Source organism: Rhizobium sp. SVR5-9E, from assembly GCF_056755095.1.
Genome location: NZ_JBNDHS010000117.1, coordinates 1 through 16,884, shown reverse-complemented (window position 1 = coordinate 16,884; position 16,884 = coordinate 1). Strand labels below are relative to the sequence as shown.

Genomic DNA, 16,884 nt, shown 5'->3' with positions numbered 1-16,884 from the left:
CGAGTGCGATCCGTACCATCTTATCTTTTCCATCTGGTCGACGACCCAGCACTATGCCGACTTCGATGTCCAGGTCCGCGCCGTTCTTGGCCAGGAGCATGCGGGGGCAGGGCGCTTCGAGGATGCCGGGCGTTTCCTCGAGCAGCTCTTTACCAGCGGGTTGGTTCGGCCGGCCTGATCGAACCTCCGCCGCGCTGCCGTTTACCCGGCCAGGCGGCGGGCCGCTTGAAGCGTGAGGCGGATGGTTTCCGCAATATGGCGTTCTGCTTCGGAAAATGGCAGTGAGCGTCCGCGCACCATTTCAGACCAGGCCTCGAAGCGCTTGCGGGGCGTCAGGTCCGAGCCACTGGAGGCGTGCTGAATCGTGTTGGGCGGATCGCCCGCCCAGCGCACCGTGCGCAGGATTTCCTGGCGGAAGAATATCACGTAATCGCTTGGCGACCGCGAGATCGGAATGGCAAGAAGCCCGGCTGCGTCGCCGTTCGCCGCGGCGTCGGGGCTGAATTCGGCGAGGTGATCGATCGCAAGGACTTGGCCCGATGCGCGGCGATTCAGCGTCTCGACCAGCGCCGGAAATTGCACTTGTGAGGGTGTGAGCCCCCGCACTGCCACGCGGCCGTTGATCCAGACGGCAATGCCGTCAGCAGGGACGGTGTCGGCGATGGCTTCGTTCAGCCACGCCGCGTCAGCGAGCAAGTCCGCATTGTCCGTAACGGCAGTCAGCAGCCGCTCGACGGTCCGCCGTGCCCCGGTCTCCAATTCAAGAGCCCGCTGCCGTTCCCGGCTTTCCAGCCGCGACGCGAACATCTGGCCGAAGAGTTCTGCCGCCGAGCGGCGCTCGAAGGACGGAAGGCGAGCGGTGTAATGATGGCAGGCGAGGAGGCCCCACAGATTGCCGTTCACCATGATCGGCAGCCAAAGCGAGGCTACGACGCCGATGTTCTTCAGATATTCCGCGTGGACCGGCGAGACCGAGCGCAAGATCGCCAGGGAGAGATCGGTTGTCCGACCGTGCTCGTCGGCCTCCGGCAGGACCGGAACCGGCGCAGTTTCGACATCGGCGATAACACGGAAGATATTGCGGGTATGGAGGGCGCGCGCCTCGGCCGGAAAGTCCGAGGCCGGAAAATGAAAGCCAAGGAATGATCCGATGGCAGGCCTTGCGGCTTCCGCGGCGACTTCGCCCGACCCTGTGTCATCGAAGCGGCAAACCAGGACGCGATCGAAACCGGTGATGCCGCGCGCCTGCCGGGCAGCCTCGCGCAAAAACTCTTCCGGCGTCTGCGCTTGATCCAGGCGGGCCATGATCGCGCGGATCGATATCGTCGAGCCGCCCTGGCGCCCATCTTGAGAGGGTTCGCCCTCGATGATGATTTGGTCATCGCTGAGGTGTAGAGCCACGTCGAAGGCAGGACCACCATCGGCAAAGGCGATGCAGAACAGCCGCTCGACAATGCCTGGACCGCGCATGACGGCCAGCCGGTTGCGGATGGCGTGCAGCGTCTGGGGCATGATGATGGCGGAAAGCGGCTGCCCGAGCGCGTCCTTGTAGCTTACGCCCAGAAATTCTTCGAGATTGATCGAAGCGCGCATGATCTTCCAATCGGAGGAAGCCACAATCAGGAAACCGAAAGGCTGGATAGCGCCGAGTTGGTAAAGCTGCGCTCGGTCGCAATTCGTCGGTTCGAGTTGACGGGACGGTTCGCTCACGAGACAGGCAACTCCAGTTCCATTTCAGCTACCTTGCATAGCGGCCGGTTCGGGATCAGCCATTCAATATTGACCTGCTCCGGCGCGCTCTGAGTGAGATGCCGCATCTTCCCACGACTTTTTTGGCTGCCGCTTCATTCCGGCGTCGCAAGGCAAGGCATATATGGCGGGAATACGCCATATCCAGTGAATACATCAATAAGTTGATATGGCCCCTCGCTTTTCCCGTTAATTCATGAGAGGCGGCGGCTTTGCTGCCAACGGGGCCGCGGCGTCGACTTCCGCCGGAGCAGTCCTTCGTCGCTAAGCCGGTCATCAAGCCGCTAGCGGCTGCCGCAAAAATTGCTTTGTCAAAATAGATAGTTATGCCGTTTTCGCGCTGAAATCTCCTAAAATATATTTTCCAGAAGGCAACATTATACTAATGTAGTACTTGAATATCGGGTGGTGGTAAAAAGTAATATCTTTGGGAGGAATAGTATGTCTCAAGCAGTGGCCTCGAAGAAGCGCGTCTTGACTTCAGGTGATCTGACTATGTTGGACGGTTTGCTCAAGGATTGGTGCGACGATCGCGGTTATGACATTTTGAACATAGAGGCACAGGAGGCTGCGCAGGAGTTGACGATGTGGTTTGAGTTTGGCGTTGATCGACCGGATCAACTTCGGGAGCTGCTTGCAACACGTTGACTTGCAATGCCTGCAATCAAGCCAGCAGGATCCTAGAATAGGGTAGAAAGCAACGCCGCGGAGCGATGGTTTCCGCGGCGTTGCTCGTTCATCACTCCGCGGCCTGTCTTGCCATGGGATTGTTCGGATGGGTCGTCCAGTTGGCGTAGGTACTTTCCACCACACGACCTGTGCGCTCGTCGAGAGCGCCTGCAGGCAACTGCTCCATGGTGATGCAATTCTCGACCGGGCAGACATTGACGCAGAGGTTGCAGCCGACGCATTCCTCTTCCAGCACCTCAAAATGGCGAACGCCGTTGACGAACTGCGTGATCGCCTGATGCGAGGTGTCCTCGCAGGCGATGTGACAGCGGCCGCATTTGATGCAAGCGTCCTGATCGATCTTCGCCTTGGTGATGTAGTTGAGGTTCAGGTACTGCCAGTCGGAGAGGTTTGGGACGGCGCGGCCGGTGATGTCGTCGAGGTTCCTATGGCCCTTGGCGTCCATCCAGTCGGAGAGGCCGGATATCATCTCCTGCACGATTTTGAAGCCGTAGGTCATCGCCGCCGTGCAGACCTGCACATTGCCGGCGCCGAGGGCGAGGAACTCCGCCGCGTCGCGCCAGGTGGTGATGCCGCCGATGCCGGAGATCGGTAGACCGTAGGTTTCCGGATCGCGGGCGATCTCAGCGACCATATTCAACGCGATCGGCTTGACGGCCGGACCGCAATAGCCACCGTGGCTGCCCCGGCCGTCGATCGAAGGCTCGGGCGAGAAGGTGTCGAGATTGACCGCGGTGATCGAGTTGATCGTGTTGATCAGCGAGACGGCGTCCGTACCGCCCGCCTTGGCGGCGCGCGCCGGCTTGCGGATGTCGGTGATATTCGGCGTCAGCTTGGTAATCACAGGCATGCGCGTGTACTGCTTGCACCAGCGTACGACCATTTCGATATATTCCGGCACCTGCCCGACAGCCGAGCCCATGCCGCGTTCGGACATGCCGTGGGGACAGCCGAAATTGAGCTCGATGCCATCAGCGCCCGTCTCTTCGACGAGCGGCAGGATCGCCTTCCACGCATCCTCGGTGCAGGGCACCATGATAGAGGCGATCAGCGCGCGGTCCGGCCAGTTCATTTTCACCTGCTTCATTTCGCGCAGGTTTGTGTAGAGGTCGCGGTCGGTGATGAGCTCGATGTTGTTCAAGCCGAGCAGACGGCGGTCGGCACCCCAGATCGCGCCGTAGCGCGGACCGTTGACGTTAACGATCGGCGGGCCTTCTTCCCCGAGCGTTTTCCAGACCACGCCGCCCCAGCCCGCCTTGAAGGCGCGCTCGACATTGTAGGCCTTGTCGGTCGGCGGCGCGGAGGCGAGCCAGAACGGGTTGGGGGACTTGATGCCGACGAAATTGTTGCGGAGATCAGCCATTGTTCATTCTCCCCTTTACGCGACAGCAACGGTCGGCTGCGCATCGGCAGTCAGCATGTGGTTGATGGATTCGGCAGCATCGCGGCCGTGCGCGACCGCCGAGACGGTCAGATCATCGCCGCCGAAAACGCAGTCGCCGCCGGCCCAGACGCCGTCGAGCGAGGTGCGGCCTTCGCCGTCGACTGCGATGCGCCCGGATTCCATGCGAAGCGTTCCGAGGCCGGACCCCTCGAAGGTCTGGCCGATCGCCTTGAAGATCTGCTCGGCGGCAATGACGCCGGTCTCGCCGGTCGTGACGAGGCGGCCTTCGACGATCTTCGTATACTCGACTTCGATCGCAGCGACCTTGCCGTCCTTTGCAAGAATGGACTTCGGCGCAAGCCAGTGGCGGATGATGACGCCCTTCGAGGTAGCAAGATCCTGCTCGAATTCCGAGGCGTTCATATGTTCCTTGCCGCGGCGGTAGCAGATCGTCACCTCTTCGGCGCCGAGCAGCTTGGCCTGCACGGCGGCGTCGATCGCCGTCATGCCGCCGCCGAGAACGACGACGCGGCGGCCGATCGCAATCTCCGCCTTGTCCTTGGCCTGGCGGAGCGCGGCGATGAAATCGACGGCATCGTCGGCGCCCGGCAGGTTTTCGCCTTCGATGCGGAGCGCATTGACGCCGGCCAGTCCAATGCCGAGGAAGACGGCGTCATACTGCGACTGCAGATCCGCGAGCGAGAAATCACGGCCGAGCTGTTGCCCGTGGCGGACTTCGATTCCGCCGATCGACAGCACGTAGTCGACTTCCTTCTGCGCGAAGTCGTCGACCGTCTTATAGCTGGCGATGCCGTATTCGTTCAGGCCGCCGGATTTCGGCCTGGCGTCGTAGATGACGACCTCGTGGCCTTTGACTACCAGTCGATGGGCGGCTGCGAGACCCGCCGGACCCGCGCCGACGACGGCGATCTTTTTTCCGGTGGAGGCAGCGCGGGTGTAGAACTGCTTGCCTGCCTCCATGGCTGTATCCGTTGCGTAGCGCTGCAGGCGGCCGATCTCCACGGGCTTTTCCTCTGCCGTGTTGCGCACGCAGGCCTGTTCGCAGAGCTCTTCGGTGGGACAGACGCGGGCGCACATGCCGCCCAGGATGTTCTGGTCGAAGATCGTCTTTGCAGAGCCGATTGGATTGCCGGTGGCGATCTGGCGGATGAACAGCGGAATGTCGATCGAGGTGGGACAGGCCGTCATGCACGGCGCGTCGTAGCAGAAATAGCAGCGGTCGGCGGCGACCAGCGCCTCATGCTTGTCGAGGCGCGGATGCAGATCGGAAAAATTAGTCTCATACTCGGCGGGCAAAAGCCGGCCGGCATGGATCCCAGTTTCCAGTCGTTCCATTGAAGTTCCCTCATTATTGGTAAACGGCTAGTGAGGGAAAGCGTAACTCAGTATCAAAAATTTATCAAACGGTAAAATTTTGATACCGATCACTAGTTAAGTAGTTGATTATTTTGCTAAATGTATCGCGCGATCGGCAGCCGAAACGCCTCTCGCACGGCCCAAAGTTGATGCGTATTGAAAAAAATCTCTTGAAAATGTATTTTTTTTCATAACCGCCGGAACCAAAGGTTAACGGCGTCGTTTAGGCGACATCCAGATGATGATCGCATCGACCCAACATGCGCGCCCCCAACTCATCATCTGGATTACTCACGGTCCCCTCCCGATGAGTGAAAACAGCCAGTGCGCCGCCCTCGCACTGGCTGTTTTGATGTGCGCGCGGCTGAGTTAGGCGCGCTTCAGGATTTCGAATTCCGTCTCGGGGATATGCAGATAATATTCGATGCGGCCCGGGAGCAGTTTCAGTTCCGCCTTGCCGTTCATCGATGATGGGACGACGCGTTCCAGCACACTCCTGCCGAAACTGTTTTCGCTGAACTCGTGAATGTCCGTACGGTTCGGGAGGACTTCCACCCAGGCCACCTCGATCGCCTTCCTGCCGTTCAGTTTGACTTCCTTGCAGTTCAGCGTGACCGATGATGCGCCGCCGGCGATCGCGCCATAGGAGGCCGAATTGACGACGAGTTCATGAAGAGCGAGCCCAAGATGCACGGCGGCATTCGGTGTCAGATGGGCATTGATGCCGAAGATCGGCATGGATCCGGCCGTTTCCGGCCAATAAGGTGCAAACTGCTTTTCCGCCAGGTCAAAGAGATAAGCGCCGCGCCAGCTCGAATCCGTGATCAGGTCCTGTGAATTCGAGAGCGATTGAAGGCGCCCCCGAAACTTCACGAGGAAGCTATCAAGCGACAGCGTATTGCGCGCCGTTTGGGTCGCGATGCCCTGGATGATCGCGAGCAGATTCTTCGAACGATGCGAGAGTTCGCGCAGCAGTGATTTCAGCACCTTTTCACGGTGCCGCATTTCGGTCACTTCGGAAATGACCGAGAGAATGCCAAGGAAGCCGTCGCCGTTGACGCGCTGGACCTTCAGTTCATAGGTTCGGATCTCGCCGTCAACGTCGAGATCGATTTCGGCATTGGTCGCCGATCCGGTTTCGAGCACGTTGGACTTCAAGACCCCCAGGTAGTCTCCATGCACTTGACCGAAAAGATCGCCGTCTCTGCCGCCGGCGAAGTACCGTTCGGCGAGGTGGGGCGGCAAGTTTTCGGCATAGGAAAGTGCCAGCGTAGCGTCCTGGAACAGAATCGAGATTCCGGCGCTGCTCAACGCCCGCTCCATCATCGCGGACTTGCCTTCGAGCGCGAAGGGCCTCCCGGTTAGTGGTTCCGTCGTATTCACCTAGCCGCCGTCCCTTCGATCCTTCTGGTGCAGCTGGAAAGAGGTTGCCGTTCAGGAAACCTGCCGGTCATACTACGCGTAAGCGTTGCAAAAACCGTTAAAGGCGCTACCGAAGCCACCAGCTAACTGGGAACGCCTCGTTCTTCGCTTTGTTCCGTCGCTTTGGCGGCTAAGCCTCATGCGGCAACCTTGTTGGATTCATTGAAAAATAGCGCCTGGCTGATCAATGCTTTGACCATGTCGGGATTGAAGGGCTTGGTGACGAGGAAGGTTGGTTCGGGCCGCTCGCCCGTCAAAAGGCGTTCGGGGAAGGCCGTGATGAAAATCACCGGCACGCTCGATGTCTTCAGAATGTCGTTCACGGCGTCGATGCCTGAGCTGCCGTCGGCGAGCTGTATATCGGCGAGAACCATGCTCGGCTTGGTCTTATTGTAAAGCGCCACGGCTTCCGTGTGCGTGCGGGCAATGCCGGTGACCTTGTGGCCGAGACTTTCCACCATCTGCTCGATATCCATCGCGATCAGCGGCTCGTCTTCGATGATCATGATATCGGTGGCAACCTGCCGCGATATCTCCTGCGAGGCAGTGTCGAGCAGGGTCATGATTTCCTGTTCCTCGATATCGAGAATATCGGCAATTTCGCCGACGCGAAAATTCTCGACTGAAGCGAGGATGAAGGCCTGGCGGGCTAGCGGAGAGACCTTGGCCAGGTTCACCGTAGCACGCTGCTCCCAAGCGTACGGCGAAGCCGGCTCGGGAATCTGGACGGCGGTGGAACCAAAAAGTTGCGTGAACAGTTTGTACAGTGCGACACGGTCGTTCGCGGTATCCGGAAAAATCGATATGTCGGCGATGATCGCTTCGAGAACTGCAGCAACGTAAGCATCGCCTGACGTCTGGGTGCCGGTAAGTGCGCGGGAATAGCGACGCAGATAAGGAAGGTGCGGCGCAATTCGAGTAGAAAGTGTCATTAAAAACTCCCGTCGGTAGGCCATATCTGGCTTTAATGTTGTGAAAACGCCGCGCTGTCAAAAAAGTTCCAGCAACTGCGGAACTTTTGATCCAGCCCTGCATTATGATCGCGACAGATGAGGGCGCATCGCATTTTGAGCATGATAACCGGCAGAGATTTTTCACACCGACCGCTTCGAAGCGGCAGCCGGTGGTGCCGGCGTCTCAAGCCGCCGCGAACAAGTATCGCGCCTTCAAACAGAGACAACCGGCGAGAAGCGACGAATTAATGACAAAACAGCAAAAAAATGAACAGAATAAGCAGCGGCTGGACATGCGCGCAAGCGACATCCTCGACCCAACCAACCAGATTGGCATCAAACTGCGCTCTCTTTACGCGGCGGTTCAGGAGGAGGCGATCCCCGACCGTTTTCTCGATTTGCTTGAAAAACTGGACGAGGCAGAGATGATGGCGACGGCCAAGGTGGCCGAATAGGGGCGCGCGTTGATGGCTAAAGTTGAACCAAGCTTCAAACGCGAACTGCTGGCTGCCTTGCCGAGCCTGCGCGCTTTCGCGATTTCACTGATCGGCCGGCACGATCGTGCCGACGACCTGGTGCAGGACACCATCATGAAGGCCTGGGCAAAGCAGGACCACTTTGAGATGGGCACCAACATGAAGGCCTGGCTTTTCACGATCCTGCGCAACGAGCTTTACAGCCAGATGCGCAAGAGCGGCCGCGAGATCCAGGACAGCGATGGGTTGTTCACCGAGTCGATGGCCATGCACCCGTCGCAATACGGCGCTCTCGATCTGCAGGATTTCAAAAAGGCACTCGATCGATTGCCTCCCGACCAGCGCGAGGCCATCATTCTCGTTGGCGCCTCGGGCTTCTCTTATGAAGAGGCTGCCGAGATTTGCGGATGTGCGGTCGGGACGATCAAGAGCCGCGTCAATCGCGCGCGGCAGCGTCTGCAGGAGCTGCTGCAGATATCAGGCGAGGCAGATTTCGGTCCCGACGCGACCTCTGCGCCGCTGACGTCGAAAGCCTTCGCTTTTTGATTGCTACGAGTTTGATGAGTGAAAAAAGCCGGCGGTAGCGCCGGCTTTTTCATATCTAGTCGCGGCGCTTGGAGCCCATAAGGGTCGACGCAATGAGCGCGGTCAGCACACCGGCGGTCAAGAGCGGCTGCGAGCGGACAAGGCCGATGCCGATTGCAGCCATCGACTCCATTGCCAGACGGCGTTCGCGTTCCCGGCGGGCTTCCCGTGCATTGATGATCGCCATGACGATCAGCACCACGATGCCCAGCAGCAGGGCGCAGGCTGCAAGGAAGAGGACGGCACCCAAGGCTCCGTAGGTGCTTTCCAGCCATATCGCCAGGGCTGTTACCGCGAGCACATAGGCGGTCAGAAAGAAGAGTGCGGCGGCGGCGATAAAAATGCCGCTGCGCTTTGTTCGCGCAATGGTCCTGTGAACGCCGTCCCCCACGAGCAGGCCAAGGATCGGAGCGAGCATCAAACCTCCTTAACGGCGTACGAGGAATGCAAGCACAAGAGCAACGGCGGCAGCCGTTCCAATTGCCGCAACCGGGTGGCTCCGCACGGTGTCGCGAACTTCCGTGGCGCCGCGCGTATAGCCCTCCTGCAGGTCGCGAAGCAGGTCTTCGCCGCGCGCGATGAGTTCGTCATAGCCCGCCGCCGCCTGATAGCGTGACCTGTCGCCGTAGCGCCGCGTATTCTTGCTGACGAGCTTGGTCAAAGCCGCGATTTCGTCGCGCAGACTTTCGATCTGATCCTCGATCGTGGATTCGATGTCGTGAAGCGTTCCGTTGCCAGAACGTCCGCGAGCGGAGTGGAAGAGGGAAGCCATGATGCTCTCCATCTGTGAGGCGCAGAAAAGGCGCGGTTTCAACGAGGTCTGAACCGGAGGTGGCATTGACCCAACTAATCGAGCGTCAAACGCGTGGGGCAATCAAAAGTTCCGGTCGGGATCGCCAGTCGGCGGACGGTATCGCTCCTCGAAATCACCTGCCTTGGAGCGGGGCAGGCCGAGCTGGACCGCCATGCGGAGGCGAAAATGACCGATGTTAAAATATGATCTTTGGAGTCAACTTTATACTTTACCGCAGAAATCAAGTTTAATAAGGTGCCGCTCGCACACGCAGGAAGCGTGTGACGGTCAACGAGCGAACGGGTGGTAAATGGCTCGCAAGGCGAAGAAGGGATCAAACCAGGGCAACCGCGTAACTGCGGATGCGCCGGCGCAAGCGTCGCAACAGGGGCCGGGACAATCCAAACCGAGTGTCCGCAGTTTCCTCTATGTCGGCGGCCGCGATTGCCAGGTGGCGCATCTTCGTCAGATCGCGAGCAGCTTCGGCGCCGAATTGATCCACCATGATGGCGGCCTGCGCGAAGCCGTTTCCCGTATCGACACTGTCCTTCCCTCCGTCGATTGCGTGTTCTGCCCGATCGACTGTATCAGCCACGATGCTTGCCTGCGTGTGAAGACCGGCTGCAAGAAGTTCGGCAAGACGTTCATCCCGCTGCGCAACGGCAGCAAATCGAGCCTCGAGCGTGCGCTGCAAACCATGAACGAAAGAGACAGTTCCCGATGACAGATCAGCCCTTCCAAGGCTTCATGATGATCGGCCTGCACAAGCTCGCCGCGCAGAACGGCGACGGTCTCGTGCCCGAGCTCTACGATCTCCTGACGGAAAATGCCGCTCGCCGGGAACTCTATTCGAATGTGATGGAGTTTCCCGTGTGGGAAGCGCGCCAGTCAGGCGAAATCGGGGATCGCCCCCTTGGGGACGAGGCGACGAACGGCGATAATGTCGTTGCCTTTCCGAAAGCGCGCGCGAAAGGCAGGAAGACGTAAGGAGGTCCCGATGTATATTGCCATGAACCGCTTCAAGGTCGCGAGCGGCGCCGAGACGGATTTCGAAAATGTCTGGCGCAACCGCGACTCAAGCCTGGCGCAGGTGCCGGGCTTCGTCGAGTTCCGGCTGCTGCGTGGCTCGACGAACATGGAGGAAGGCTACACGCTCTTCGTCTCGCATACGATCTGGCAAAGCGAGGAAGACTTCTTGAACTGGACGAAGTCCGAGAACTTCCGCGCCGCGCATCGCAATGCCGGCGAGAACAAGGTCATGTACAAGGGGCCGCCGGTGTTCGAAGGATTTAACGTCGTAGACGGAATCTGAAGAGGCAACTACGGCACCGCTGTATTGGCGCCCGACGGTTGACCGCGTCAGCGGCGCATCAAGCCACCCGCGGCGACCGCCAGCCAGCCGAGCATCATCGCCCAGCCGCCGGTTGGCGCTGCGTAGGGGAAAAGCCCGTGGCCCGTGAAGCGCAGCATCACGAGATCGCCCGCAAAAAGCGTCGTTCCGACGATCATCAGCAAGCCGGCGAGCGTGGCAGTTTTGATCTTCTCCATGCCGATAGCCAAACCCAATAGGGCAGGGGCATGCGCCAGGCACATCGCGGACGCGGATGCTGGCAGGGCGGCATCGCCCCCGCCATGCGCCGCGACGGCGGCAAGCGCCACGCCGGCAAAGCCAAACAGTCCGGCAAAGACGAAGAAAAGCGGGACGGTGCGTGCGTTCGAGACCATGCCGGATCCTATTCCTTGTTCTGCATATGATGCGCAAGCCGTTCGATCGGCGGCCAGACGATGTCGCGCAGCTTTTCGTTGGCGATGGTTTCGTCCATCGCGCGGCGGAAGCAGAGCAGCCATTCGTCGCGCTCGACTGGGCCGATCTCCGCGACGAAGTGTCGGCTACGAAGGCGCGGATGGCCGCGCTTGTCGGTATAAAGCGGCGGGCCGCCGAGATACCCGGTCAGATACTCGTAGAACTTTTCCTCGCTGCCTTCGAGGCTGGGCGGATGAACCGCGCGAACATGCTTTGCCTCCGGCAACGTGTCCATCAGTTGATAGAAGCGATGCGACAAGGCGCGCACCGTCTGCTCGCCTCCGATCGCCTGATAGAGGGTGATAACCTCTTCCGTCACAACACTATCCCTTGAAGTCCGATCCTTATTGCACTGCCGCTGCTGAATTCGCAACCCAATCGCCAGGGCCGCGTCATTTCGCGCCAGAGTCCCAATATGGGTGCAGAGAATAAGATCTCGATTGACAAAACCGTCCAGACGGTATTTTTATAAGTGATGTCAAACGCTCATCATCGCAAGAAGCAGCCTGTTCTGGTGCGCCGGCAATTGCTGGACGTGGCAGCGCGCCTTGCGGCGAAACAGGGAATGGCTTCGGTAACGCTCGATGCGGTCTCCGGAGCGTCCGGGGTCAGCAAGGGCGGATTGCTGCACCACTTTCCGACGAAGAACGCGCTGCTGGATGCTCTGTTCGAAAGTCTCCTCGAACGCTTCGACGAGGAGCTGGATGAACGGATGCGCGCAGATCCGCTTCCGCACGGACGCTTTACGCGCGCCTACCTTCTCGCCTGCGCCAGCATCAAGGAGAAGCGGGACGATTCCAGCCAGTGGGCGCAAGTGACGATTGCGATGCTGGCGGAGCCGCGGCTGCGTGAACGCTGGCGGCAGTGGGTTCGGGAGCGGGCGGACGAATATGTCGGCACCGACTCTTCGCTCGACGCGCAGATGGTGCGCTTTGCGGCGGATGGCCTCTGGCTTGCTGACATGACGGAAAGTCATGAGATCGATGCCACCGAGCGCAGCGCGCTGATCGCTCGCCTTACCGAACTCACGACGCGCTAGTTTTAAGGACAGAACCATGAGCCCAGCTGCCGTCTACGCGCTGCTCTTTGCGGCAATCGTGCTGGAAGTCATCGGCACGACGGCCCTGCAACTGTCACAGCAGTTTACGCGGCTGTGGCCGAGCGTGCTTCTCGTCGTCTGCTATACGGTGGCCTTCTATGCTTTGTCGCACACCCTCAAGGTCATTCCCGTTGGCATCGCCTATGCCATCTGGAGTGCATTGGGGATCGTGCTGATTTCTGGCGTCGGGCTTGTGTGCTTCAAGCAGCGGCTCGATCTGCCTGCGGTGATCGGACTTGCGCTGATCGTTGCCGGCGTTTTGATCGTCAATATTTACTCGAAATCCATTTCGCATTGATTTCGCTACTGTTCTTCCTATTCTTATTTTTTCGCTGTCAAAATAACGTCAAATGTCTATGTGTTCCTCTTAACGCGGAGGAGTGAGGGTGCCATCGGCATCCTTCCAAAGCGTATCGACTATCCACCCAGCCTTTTCAGAATTTGCGTCCGGAGGAGCACCGACAATGGCCATTCGCACTGTCGTTTGGGGTGAAAACATCCACGAGAACACCAATGCCGTCGTCAAGGGCATCTATCCCGAGGGCATGCATACGACCATTGCCAATGCGCTGAACAGCGATCCGGCGATCAAGGCGACGACCGCAACCCTGCAGGAACCGGAGCACGGGCTTTCCGAAGCGCGGCTTGCCGAGACCGATGTACTCATCTGGTGGGGCCACAAGGACCACGGCGCGGTCTCCGACGAGGTCGTCGAACGCGTTGCCAAGCGGGTCTGGGAGGGAATGGGGCTGCTGGTGCTGCATTCCGGGCATTTCTCGAAGATATTCAAGCGGCTGATGGGCACGCCCTGCGCGCTGAAGTGGCGAGAGGCGGGCGAGCGTGAGCGGCTGTGGGTCATCAATCCCCGCCATCCGATTGCCACAGGTCTCGATGAGAGCTTCATCCTCGAGAACGAGGAAATGTATGGCGAGCAGTTTTCTGTTCCCGAGCCGCTGGAAACGGTGTTCATCTCCTGGTTCCAGGGCGGCGAGGTGTTCCGCTCCGGCATGACGTGGCGGCGCGGCGCGGGCAACATCTTCTACTTCCGCCCCGGCCACGAAACCTATCCGACTTATCACGACGCCAACGTCCGCAAGGTGCTAATCAACGGCGTCAAATGGGCCTATAACCCGCAGCCCGCGTTGACGAGCATTACGGATGCTCCAAATGTGCCGGTGGAAAAAGCGCTGGAGCCGATTGAGGAGCGCGGTCCCAAATTGCACCAGGCCGGCGAAGCCGGTTACCGCTGAGGAGAATTCATGCGACTACTGGTACTTGGTACGGGCGTCATGGCGAAGAACCAGATGCGCCATTTCGCCCACATGGAGGGCGTCGAGGTCGTCGGCGCCGTCGACACCGATCCCGCGCGCCTGAAGCACTTCGCCGACGAACTCAAAATCGAAAAGCGTTTCCTGACATTGGACGAGGCTTTGGCCTGGGGCGATTTCGATGCGGTGACCAACATCACGCCAGACCGCGTCCACTATCCGACGACGATGGCGCTGATTGCCGCAGGCAAGCATGTGTTCTGCGAAAAGCCGCTGGCGGAAAGCTATCCGAAGGCTCTGGAGATGACGGAGGCAGCCGAACGGGCCGGCGTCATCAACATGGTGAACCTCACCTATCGCAACGTTGCGCCGCTGCAGCGGGCCCGCGAGATGGTGCTCGCCGGCGAGCTTGGCACGATCAAACACGTGGAAGCATCCTATCTGCAGAGCTGGCTCGTTTCGCGCGCCTGGGGCGACTGGCGTACGGAATCGACCTGGCTCTGGCGGCTTTCGACCGGTCACGGCTCGAACGGCGTGCTCGGCGATGTCGGCATCCACATCCTCGACTTCGCAGCCTATGGCGCGGCAACGGACATCGATCACGTGTTCGCTCGCCTCAAGACCTTCAACAAGGCGCCCGGCGGCCAGATCGGCGAATACCTTCTCGATGCGAACGACAGCTTCACGATGTCCGTCGATTTCGCCAACGGTGCGCTCGGTGTCATTCACGCCAGCCGTTGGGCAACCGGTCATCTGAACGAGCTGAAGCTGCGCATCTACGGCGAGAGAGGGAGCCTCGAGGTCAGCCATCGTCCGGCCGGATCGGAACTGCGCGGCTGTCTCGGCGACGATGTCGAGAGCGCGACCTGGAGGGCAATCGAGGTGCCGCCCGTGCCGACCAACTACCAGCGGTTTGCCGATGCCGTCAGGAGCGGCCTGCAGCCGGACCCGAACTTCCGCCACGCCGCCAACCTTCAGAAAGTGCTAGATCTTGCCATGATCACCGAGCGCGATCGGTGCGAACTCAAGGTCTGATGCCGATTTTGAAGTCTACGAAAACCGCCGCTCTTACGAACGGCGGTTTTTGCTGGCCGGGATAGGGCTTATTGGATGACCTGAACAACGCGGTGTGTGCTCGGTTCGACGATCACACGCTGGTTGTTGACCATCGTATAGGCGTATTTCGGATTTTCCGGCACCGGGATGACCTGTACGTCCGCCGGAAGCGGCTTGCCGACAACGATCGGTTGCTTGATGATGACAGGGGTCGGCGGAGCCGGCTGCGCCTCGACATAGGTCACAACCTCACGCGGCGGCGGATCGATGATCGCGCCGGCCACGGCGCCGGCAACGCCACCCACAGCGGCGCCCACAGGCCCGCCGACAATTGCACCCGTAACGGCTCCACCGGCAGCTCCGGTAACGGCTCCGCCAGCCAACGCATTCGTGGCTAGGGACGACAGCGCCAGGGCGCTGGAGACAAGTAGGATCTTGTACATTTTGCTTTCTCCTTAGCTCGAGTCTGCAAAGAAGAAACGGAGGGGGAGGGCGGTTGTTCCCCTATTGCGAGTGTGACGGAATCACGCTTGCAACGCCACGGTTACATGGCGTGAGGCGGCGGAAGCACGCCCTGCGACCAAAGAAAATCGACTAATCCTTGCCGATGGGGCGATCGGCGTCGCGCCCGTGGAACCGCTACCGCACGCCATCGCGAGCCTGCTGGTACGACGAGCAATTCAGGGTGCTTTGGCCGGAATATGCCGACATGCCTTATGCCACGGTGTCCCAGCGCCTTTACCAGACGTTGGGCTGGTCTCCGCAGTTCGACGGTGATCGCTTCGAGCGCATCAAGATGGCGGCGGCGTTCTTCTTCCTGCCGGCGCTGGCGCTTCTTGTCGTCGGCTCCCTGCTAGATTGGGCCTTTGCCGGTTTCGCTCGTCCGAAAAACCTTAGCGAACGACGGCCCTTCCTTCTTGCCCATCATCTTCCGCACTTCAGCAGTGTGGGTGTCATCGAGTGCATAGACGTACTTGCGGCCCTGCCCGATGACAGTTTCGTTGACCTTGCGGACAATCCGGCTCATCGGCGCCTTTGCAATCTCTTCCGCGAACTGCACCGTCGTGCAGGCTATGAACAGCCGTGTCGGGCTTATGGGGAGCGCATAGTGGCCGGTGTAATGAATCAGGCCGTTGGTCATAATAGTCGGCCGGTCGGAGGTCATGAACTTCCGCGCCACCTTGTTGGAATCGAGCACCATCCAGTGCATTCGCCGCAGGAGCTTCATCGCGTTCGGATGCTCGATGAGCTTGGTCATGGTGATTACTGCCTGCCGCTCGGCGCCGGTGGGATCTGAGTTTAGAATCCACTCTTCAAACGTCTCGGGTCACCTGGCTGCCGGATGGCCTCGTATTTCGCTGTGAAGACCTCGTTCGGCGTGTAGTAGTCAATCGTGAAGCGCGCCTTGAACTTCGCCATCTCCTCCGGATTGCGGAAGATGAGCGACATGACGAACCGCGCCCACGAGTGGCGGGTTTCGGCATCCTGCGGGATCTTGTCATTGAGCATCATGTCGCGGGCGCGGACGGCCGCGTTGTCCACGAAGCTCATGAAGAACCTCTCGACGTTATGCTTGGTATCTTCCGTCACGCCGGGGATGACATACAAATCGCCTTCAAAACCGGTCGAAAGCGTCCCGTACCGGCCGGTCTGGATGCGGCCCTTGTAGCCGCGCCGGTATTCCTGAAGCTTATGGTCATCCCCTAGCCACGGGCGAAGGTAGAATTGCGGGATGTAGTGGTGTTTCAAGCAGACTCACTTTTTTGATGCAGCCTGCCGCTTATACCACTTGTTCCAGTTGAGCCCCTTCCCCCGGTCGCGCTGGTCGAACAACTCTCCACCGAATTTTTCCATGAAAGCCTCTCCTCCGGCATGGGTGGCGAAGCAGTGGATATTGTAGCTCTTTGCCGCTGTCGTGAGACCGTCCGGAGTATGAGGCTTCATCCTTTTGGAGAGATATCCAAGACCTCAAAGCTATGCTTTGATAGCGGCGAACGGCATGATGCTCGCATAGCCGTCTCACCACTCCTCCGATGAGGAAGAGGGGCTGGCCGGTCGATTACAGGCCGGCCTTTTTTCCGTTGCACCAAGCGCGCGCTGCTTGCCTCTCAGCTTTTTGAGACCGGTGCTGCTGCGGCGGCGGATGTCGCGGCGGCTCCGGCCTTGACGCCGGCTGCGGCATAGCCGCCGCCGATGGCGACGTTGAGGGAGACGTAGTCCTTGGCCAT

Annotated in this window: 22 protein-coding genes and 1 pseudogene; 11 read left to right on the top strand and 12 right to left on the bottom strand. The window is 59.7% G+C overall.

Annotation, left to right across the window (positions count from 1 at the left end; translation table 11 throughout):
* Positions 1-178, top strand: a 178-nt coding sequence (locus tag ACPYOJ_RS30555) for a TetR family transcriptional regulator C-terminal domain-containing protein (protein ID WP_481419596.1), incomplete at its 5' end; no start/stop codon positions are given.
* Positions 179-228: 50 nt separating this feature from the next.
* Here the strand turns inward: ACPYOJ_RS30555 and ACPYOJ_RS30550 are convergent.
* Positions 229-1,710, bottom strand: a pseudogene (locus ACPYOJ_RS30550) (GAF domain-containing protein); the annotation flags it as partial.
* A 480-nt stretch (positions 1,711-2,190) separates the two neighbouring features.
* Between ACPYOJ_RS30550 and ACPYOJ_RS30545 the strand changes: the two are divergent.
* Positions 2,191-2,397, top strand: a complete 207-nt coding sequence (locus ACPYOJ_RS30545; RefSeq protein ID WP_481419594.1) for a hypothetical protein — start codon at positions 2,191-2,193, stop codon at positions 2,395-2,397.
* Positions 2,398-2,488: 91 nt separating this feature from the next.
* Here the strand turns inward: ACPYOJ_RS30545 and preA are convergent, their stop codons facing one another.
* From preA to ACPYOJ_RS30525, 4 genes are all read right to left on the bottom strand, one after another.
* Positions 2,489-3,802 (bottom strand): NAD-dependent dihydropyrimidine dehydrogenase subunit PreA, encoded by a 1,314-nt coding sequence (gene preA, locus ACPYOJ_RS30540; protein ID WP_481419593.1) that lies wholly within the window; start codon positions 3,800-3,802, stop codon positions 2,489-2,491.
* Positions 3,803-3,817: 15 nt separating this feature from the next.
* A complete protein-coding gene (locus ACPYOJ_RS30535) occupies positions 3,818-5,179 on the bottom strand; it encodes an NAD(P)-dependent oxidoreductase (RefSeq protein WP_481419592.1) in 1,362 nt (453 codons plus the stop codon).
* A gap of 390 nt (positions 5,180-5,569) precedes the next feature.
* Complete coding sequence (locus ACPYOJ_RS30530; protein ID WP_481419595.1) at positions 5,570-6,523, bottom strand: sensor histidine kinase; 954 nt, start codon at positions 6,521-6,523, stop codon at positions 5,570-5,572.
* Positions 6,524-6,759: 236 nt separating this feature from the next.
* The gene (locus ACPYOJ_RS30525; RefSeq protein ID WP_168832528.1) at positions 6,760-7,554 is read right to left on the bottom strand and encodes a response regulator; all 795 of its coding nucleotides are present in this window, start codon (positions 7,552-7,554) and stop codon (positions 6,760-6,762) included.
* 269 nt (positions 7,555-7,823) lie between these two features.
* On the opposite strand from ACPYOJ_RS30525, the gene ACPYOJ_RS30520 reads away from it, so the two are divergent.
* A complete protein-coding gene (locus ACPYOJ_RS30520) occupies positions 7,824-8,030 on the top strand; it encodes a NepR family anti-sigma factor (protein WP_168832563.1) in 207 nt (68 codons plus the stop codon).
* A gap of 12 nt (positions 8,031-8,042) precedes the next feature.
* Positions 8,043-8,597, top strand: coding sequence for an RNA polymerase sigma factor (locus tag ACPYOJ_RS30515; RefSeq protein WP_168832529.1), 555 nt, complete (start codon positions 8,043-8,045; stop codon positions 8,595-8,597).
* A 55-nt stretch (positions 8,598-8,652) separates the two neighbouring features.
* Here ACPYOJ_RS30515 and ACPYOJ_RS30510 read toward each other — a convergent pair whose 3' ends face one another.
* Positions 8,653-9,054, bottom strand: coding sequence for a hypothetical protein (locus tag ACPYOJ_RS30510; protein ID WP_481419591.1), 402 nt, complete (start codon positions 9,052-9,054; stop codon positions 8,653-8,655).
* 9 nt (positions 9,055-9,063) lie between these two features.
* Positions 9,064-9,408, bottom strand: a complete 345-nt coding sequence (locus tag ACPYOJ_RS30505) for a hypothetical protein (protein WP_481419590.1) — start codon at positions 9,406-9,408, stop codon at positions 9,064-9,066.
* 331 nt (positions 9,409-9,739) lie between these two features.
* On the opposite strand from ACPYOJ_RS30505, the gene ACPYOJ_RS30500 reads away from it, so the two are divergent.
* Genes ACPYOJ_RS30500 through hmuQ form a run of 3 tightly spaced genes read left to right on the top strand, consistent with a single transcriptional unit; the run spans position 9,740 to position 10,741 of the window.
* Positions 9,740-10,153, top strand: a complete 414-nt coding sequence (locus tag ACPYOJ_RS30500) for a DUF2325 domain-containing protein (RefSeq protein ID WP_481419589.1) — start codon at positions 9,740-9,742, stop codon at positions 10,151-10,153.
* Complete coding sequence (locus ACPYOJ_RS30495) at positions 10,150-10,416, top strand: hypothetical protein (RefSeq protein ID WP_481419588.1); 267 nt, start codon at positions 10,150-10,152, stop codon at positions 10,414-10,416. Before ACPYOJ_RS30500 ends, ACPYOJ_RS30495 begins: the two co-directional genes overlap by 4 nt.
* Positions 10,417-10,426: 10 nt before the next feature.
* Complete coding sequence (hmuQ, locus tag ACPYOJ_RS30490; protein ID WP_481419587.1) at positions 10,427-10,741, top strand: heme-degrading protein HmuQ; 315 nt, start codon at positions 10,427-10,429, stop codon at positions 10,739-10,741.
* 47 nt (positions 10,742-10,788) lie between these two features.
* Here the strand turns inward: hmuQ and ACPYOJ_RS30485 are convergent, their stop codons facing one another.
* Together ACPYOJ_RS30485 and ACPYOJ_RS30480 are read right to left on the bottom strand one after the other, a co-directional pair.
* Complete coding sequence (locus ACPYOJ_RS30485; RefSeq protein WP_481419586.1) at positions 10,789-11,154, bottom strand: DUF423 domain-containing protein; 366 nt, start codon at positions 11,152-11,154, stop codon at positions 10,789-10,791.
* A gap of 8 nt (positions 11,155-11,162) precedes the next feature.
* Complete coding sequence (locus tag ACPYOJ_RS30480) at positions 11,163-11,552, bottom strand: group II truncated hemoglobin (protein WP_481419585.1); 390 nt, start codon at positions 11,550-11,552, stop codon at positions 11,163-11,165.
* A 156-nt stretch (positions 11,553-11,708) separates the two neighbouring features.
* Here ACPYOJ_RS30480 and ACPYOJ_RS30475 point away from each other — a divergent pair, with 156 nt between their 5' ends.
* From ACPYOJ_RS30475 to ACPYOJ_RS30460, 4 genes are all read left to right on the top strand, one after another.
* Positions 11,709-12,272: a TetR/AcrR family transcriptional regulator gene (locus ACPYOJ_RS30475; RefSeq protein WP_481419584.1), complete on the top strand. Its 564-nt coding sequence runs from the start codon at positions 11,709-11,711 to the stop codon at positions 12,270-12,272.
* A gap of 16 nt (positions 12,273-12,288) precedes the next feature.
* Positions 12,289-12,630 carry an SMR family transporter gene (locus ACPYOJ_RS30470; protein WP_481419583.1) on the top strand — a complete coding sequence of 114 codons (342 nt, stop codon included), beginning with the start codon at positions 12,289-12,291 and terminating at the stop codon, positions 12,628-12,630.
* A gap of 166 nt (positions 12,631-12,796) precedes the next feature.
* Complete coding sequence (locus ACPYOJ_RS30465) at positions 12,797-13,582, top strand: ThuA domain-containing protein (protein ID WP_481419582.1); 786 nt, start codon at positions 12,797-12,799, stop codon at positions 13,580-13,582.
* Positions 13,583-13,591: 9 nt separating this feature from the next.
* Positions 13,592-14,635, top strand: a complete 1,044-nt coding sequence (locus tag ACPYOJ_RS30460; protein WP_481419581.1) for a Gfo/Idh/MocA family protein — start codon at positions 13,592-13,594, stop codon at positions 14,633-14,635.
* Positions 14,636-14,703: 68 nt separating this feature from the next.
* Here the strand turns inward: ACPYOJ_RS30460 and ACPYOJ_RS30455 are convergent, their stop codons facing one another.
* The 3 genes from ACPYOJ_RS30455 to ACPYOJ_RS30445 all read right to left on the bottom strand — a co-directional run bounded on the left by ACPYOJ_RS30455 (position 14,704) and on the right by ACPYOJ_RS30445 (position 16,405).
* On the bottom strand, positions 14,704-15,099 hold the full coding sequence (locus tag ACPYOJ_RS30455; protein WP_481419580.1) for a DUF1236 domain-containing protein: 396 nt from the start codon (positions 15,097-15,099) through the stop codon (positions 14,704-14,706).
* A gap of 410 nt (positions 15,100-15,509) precedes the next feature.
* A complete protein-coding gene (locus tag ACPYOJ_RS30450; RefSeq protein WP_481419579.1) occupies positions 15,510-15,914 on the bottom strand; it encodes a DUF4238 domain-containing protein in 405 nt (134 codons plus the stop codon).
* Between the two features lie 41 nt (positions 15,915-15,955).
* Positions 15,956-16,405, bottom strand: coding sequence for a DUF4238 domain-containing protein (locus ACPYOJ_RS30445; RefSeq protein WP_481419578.1), 450 nt, complete (start codon positions 16,403-16,405; stop codon positions 15,956-15,958).
* Positions 16,406-16,884 lie beyond the last annotated feature (479 nt).

Excerpts from the sequence above, each read along its gene's own strand:
- ACPYOJ_RS30545 (WP_481419594.1), top strand. The coding sequence starts at position 2,191 with ATGTCTCAAGCAGTGGCCTCGAAGAAGCGCGTCTTGACTTCAGGTGAT.
- preA (WP_481419593.1), bottom strand. The coding sequence starts at position 3,802 with ATGGCTGATCTCCGCAACAATTTCGTCGGCATCAAGTCCCCCAACCCG.
- ACPYOJ_RS30535 (WP_481419592.1), bottom strand. The coding sequence starts at position 5,179 with ATGGAACGACTGGAAACTGGGATCCATGCCGGCCGGCTTTTGCCCGCC.
- ACPYOJ_RS30530 (WP_481419595.1), bottom strand. The coding sequence starts at position 6,523 with ATGGAGCGGGCGTTGAGCAGCGCCGGAATCTCGATTCTGTTCCAGGAC.
- ACPYOJ_RS30525 (WP_168832528.1), bottom strand. The coding sequence starts at position 7,554 with ATGACACTTTCTACTCGAATTGCGCCGCACCTTCCTTATCTGCGTCGC.
- ACPYOJ_RS30520 (WP_168832563.1), top strand. The coding sequence starts at position 7,824 with ATGACAAAACAGCAAAAAAATGAACAGAATAAGCAGCGGCTGGACATG.
- ACPYOJ_RS30515 (WP_168832529.1), top strand. The coding sequence starts at position 8,043 with ATGGCTAAAGTTGAACCAAGCTTCAAACGCGAACTGCTGGCTGCCTTG.
- ACPYOJ_RS30510 (WP_481419591.1), bottom strand. The coding sequence starts at position 9,054 with ATGCTCGCTCCGATCCTTGGCCTGCTCGTGGGGGACGGCGTTCACAGG.
- ACPYOJ_RS30505 (WP_481419590.1), bottom strand. The coding sequence starts at position 9,408 with ATGGCTTCCCTCTTCCACTCCGCTCGCGGACGTTCTGGCAACGGAACG.
- ACPYOJ_RS30500 (WP_481419589.1), top strand. The coding sequence starts at position 9,740 with ATGGCTCGCAAGGCGAAGAAGGGATCAAACCAGGGCAACCGCGTAACT.
- ACPYOJ_RS30495 (WP_481419588.1), top strand. The coding sequence starts at position 10,150 with ATGACAGATCAGCCCTTCCAAGGCTTCATGATGATCGGCCTGCACAAG.
- hmuQ (WP_481419587.1), top strand. The coding sequence starts at position 10,427 with ATGTATATTGCCATGAACCGCTTCAAGGTCGCGAGCGGCGCCGAGACG.
- ACPYOJ_RS30485 (WP_481419586.1), bottom strand. The coding sequence starts at position 11,154 with ATGGTCTCGAACGCACGCACCGTCCCGCTTTTCTTCGTCTTTGCCGGA.
- ACPYOJ_RS30475 (WP_481419584.1), top strand. The coding sequence starts at position 11,709 with ATGTCAAACGCTCATCATCGCAAGAAGCAGCCTGTTCTGGTGCGCCGG.
- ACPYOJ_RS30470 (WP_481419583.1), top strand. The coding sequence starts at position 12,289 with ATGAGCCCAGCTGCCGTCTACGCGCTGCTCTTTGCGGCAATCGTGCTG.
- ACPYOJ_RS30465 (WP_481419582.1), top strand. The coding sequence starts at position 12,797 with ATGGCCATTCGCACTGTCGTTTGGGGTGAAAACATCCACGAGAACACC.
- ACPYOJ_RS30460 (WP_481419581.1), top strand. The coding sequence starts at position 13,592 with ATGCGACTACTGGTACTTGGTACGGGCGTCATGGCGAAGAACCAGATG.
- ACPYOJ_RS30455 (WP_481419580.1), bottom strand. The coding sequence starts at position 15,099 with ATGTACAAGATCCTACTTGTCTCCAGCGCCCTGGCGCTGTCGTCCCTA.
- ACPYOJ_RS30450 (WP_481419579.1), bottom strand. The coding sequence starts at position 15,914 with ATGACCAAGCTCATCGAGCATCCGAACGCGATGAAGCTCCTGCGGCGA.